We start from the raw sequence: 2,723 nt of genomic DNA on the forward strand, positions 1-2,723 counted from the left end.
ATGTCGATAGACAAAACGGTGAAAAAAAACATGTCTATTAAAGCATAAGCTTAAAGCTCTTTAACTTTGAGACGAAACTTGGAAGTCTCTGTTTTTGCAAGCAAGCTAAAAACTCATCTTGACTCATTGGTGGTCTTTTCAGAGAACCTCTCTGTTGCTGGGCAGCCTTGACGCAAGCACTGCTATCTAGCTCAAACATATCACATAAGAACTCATCTGGATGTATTGCAGATAGACCCAGCGGATCAAGCTCCTTTAAAGGGAAGTCTTTTAGATTGAAGGTGATGATAGACTCTGCTTTTCCTTTAATAGCAGCAGCAACAACGTGTTTATCACCAACATCTGGTAAGGTTAAACCATTAATCAATGGCTCATAACCTTCAACTAAGCAGTCAGGTACATGCTCGTTCATTAACTGCTTGGTTTTTTCTAGCCGCACTGGATCTGCATCTGGGTTGTTCTTCAAAAGGTTTCGAATCCATTCGTCATGTATTTGCTCTGTCCATCGCGCTCTAAATAACCCTGTGTTGGACAAATACATGAGGTAACTGCGAAGTGGGGCTGGATACATAACACATGCGTCTAAAATTACCGTGTATGATGTCATTAATATCCCATATCCATTTCTTGATCTAATGCGGATAGCTCAGCAAGCGCAGTTAGCCTCTTCTTTTCTAAACGGTTCTTGTATTCCGTAAGATCGGCATAGGCCACCTTCCTACGGTTGCCAGTACGACTAAACGGAATTTCTTTAGAATCTAGGAGCTTAATAAATGTAGGGCGAGACATATTTAGCATGTCAGCACTTTCTTGCGTTGTGAGTTCCGCATGAATAGGTGTAATGCTAACAGAGTTACCCTGACCTAATTGAGTAAGTATCTCAATCATCATGTTTATTGCGCTTGATGGAATGGTGACTTCGTGAGTCTTACCCGACTGATCGATAACATTAATCCTTTGAGCTTCACCATTGGTTGCCATAACGGCTGATAGCTCTTGACTACCAAGCTTAGCCAGTGCAATTTCTTCAGCGCTTGGTAATTTTGTAGCTGTATTCATCGTATTTCTCTCAAGTTTCAGATTTCAGGCTATACAATTCTGTATATCACCACATTATCCGAAATATTCGAAAGAAGGTCAATATTCGAAATATTCGCAACAATAAAAACTTACTGTTAAGGAGATTACATTTCATTGTATATGGATTAGCCCTAAAAGCTTATCTCCAGAAGCGATTTGTGCCTTACAATGAAAAGGCATATTAATTCAAACGGAAACTACCGGCTGGAAGCCGTTTTTTGCTTGAAAATCTGAATTACCGAGCACTGCACCTCAACCGTCATCCCAGATCTGAAGTGTTAGATTAACTTTTGCAGAATTTCTTGTTGAACATGTGTCACACGCTCACGGCTAAACTCTGAAGCATTTTTGCCCCGTGGTGTTTCAGAAGATTCGATACTCACTGACCTAAGTGTTATTTGACTTACTTTTCTTAGTACCAGTATTGTGTCTTCAGAAGCATGGGTTTTACAGTCTGTTTCTCTTAACCTTTTAACTTAAACATTCTTGCACGCATGAGGAAAAATATGTCTCAGTTTGTCTATTCAGAAAAAGAACCGAATGGATTCATACACGCAATGTTATTAGATGGTTTTGGTGGTAGCCAACAGTTGAGTTGGTCAGAACTCAATAGATTTAGCTGCAAACAATCAGGGTTATGGTTACATTTCGATTACAGCGAAATTGAGGCACAAAATTGGATTATGAACTGCAGTGGGCTGAATGAAATTGCGGTCGATGGCTTGCTTAGCCCTGAAAATCGCCCTCATGTTCTTACTCGGGATAACAACCTACTTCTTGTCTTGAGGGGAGTAAATCTAAACAGGGGCGCAAATCCAGAAGATATGGTGTCAGTTAGAATTTGGACAAACGGAAAAACTCTGATTAGCACAAGACAAAGGGTCCTGACCTCGACCCAAGACGTGTTAGCTAGCTTAGAAAGTAAGTCAGGACCTATATCTACTAGTGGCTTACTTGTTTGTTGGGCAGATCGTATTGTTACAAGGATGAATGACACGATTAACCTTTTAGAAGATAACGTATCGGAAATAGAAGAAGCGTTATTTATCGATGAGCCTAATGAACTGCGTTCTACATTACTTAGAGTAAAACAGCAGTGTGTTGGTATTCGGCGCTATATTGCTCCACAGAGAGAAGCCTTGAATAAGTTAGTATTAGAACAACTAAATTGGCTTGACGATATTGACCGTTTAGCCTTACGTAGCATTGCGGATAAACAAGTTCGTTATGTTGAGGATGTTGATACAATAAAGGAACGGGCCACAATGGTGAAAGAGGAGCTGATTAGCAGAGTGTCAGAGCAATTAAATAATAGGAGTTACGTTCTTACAGTTGTCGCAGCAATTTTTCTTCCCCTTGGTTTCTTTACAGGTCTTATGGGAGTCAATGTTGGAGGAATGCCTGGGATACAAAGTGACATTGCGTTTTGGCTAGTTGTGGGCATTTGTCTAGGTTGTACAGTGTTGCTCGGTGTTTATTTTTACTGGAAAAAGTGGTTTTGACCAAACGAATTGATTCCGGCGAGTTCAGTATCATCAGTAGCGAATAGATTATAATTCATCGTTGTCCAGACCCTCATAGGCTGAATTTTACCTGTGGCACTTTCAAGCTCGAAAGTGCCACAAAGTTTGTTAGATTAAATT

Annotated in this window: 3 protein-coding genes; 1 reads left to right on the top strand and 2 read right to left on the bottom strand. The window is 40.2% G+C overall.

Going from position 1 to position 2,723, the window contains the following annotated elements:
- Positions 1 to 37: 37 nt before the first annotated feature.
- Positions 38 to 466 carry a PIN domain-containing protein gene (locus VPNCDNU1_RS26480; protein ID WP_371410820.1) on the bottom strand — a complete coding sequence of 143 codons (429 nt, stop codon included), beginning with the start codon at positions 464 to 466 and terminating at the stop codon, positions 38 to 40.
- Between the two features lie 140 nt (positions 467 to 606).
- Positions 607 to 1,059 (bottom strand): excisionase family DNA-binding protein, encoded by a 453-nt coding sequence (locus tag VPNCDNU1_RS26485; RefSeq protein WP_104403156.1) that lies wholly within the window; start codon positions 1,057 to 1,059, stop codon positions 607 to 609.
- Positions 1,060 to 1,586: 527 nt separating this feature from the next.
- Here VPNCDNU1_RS26485 and VPNCDNU1_RS26490 point away from each other — a divergent pair.
- Positions 1,587 to 2,582, top strand: a complete 996-nt coding sequence (locus VPNCDNU1_RS26490) for a zinc transporter ZntB (RefSeq protein ID WP_104403157.1) — start codon at positions 1,587 to 1,589, stop codon at positions 2,580 to 2,582.
- Positions 2,583 to 2,723 lie beyond the last annotated feature (141 nt).

The organism is Vibrio penaeicida, from assembly GCF_002933855.1.
GTDB classification, from domain to species: Bacteria; Pseudomonadota; Gammaproteobacteria; order Enterobacterales; family Vibrionaceae; genus Vibrio; species Vibrio penaeicida_A.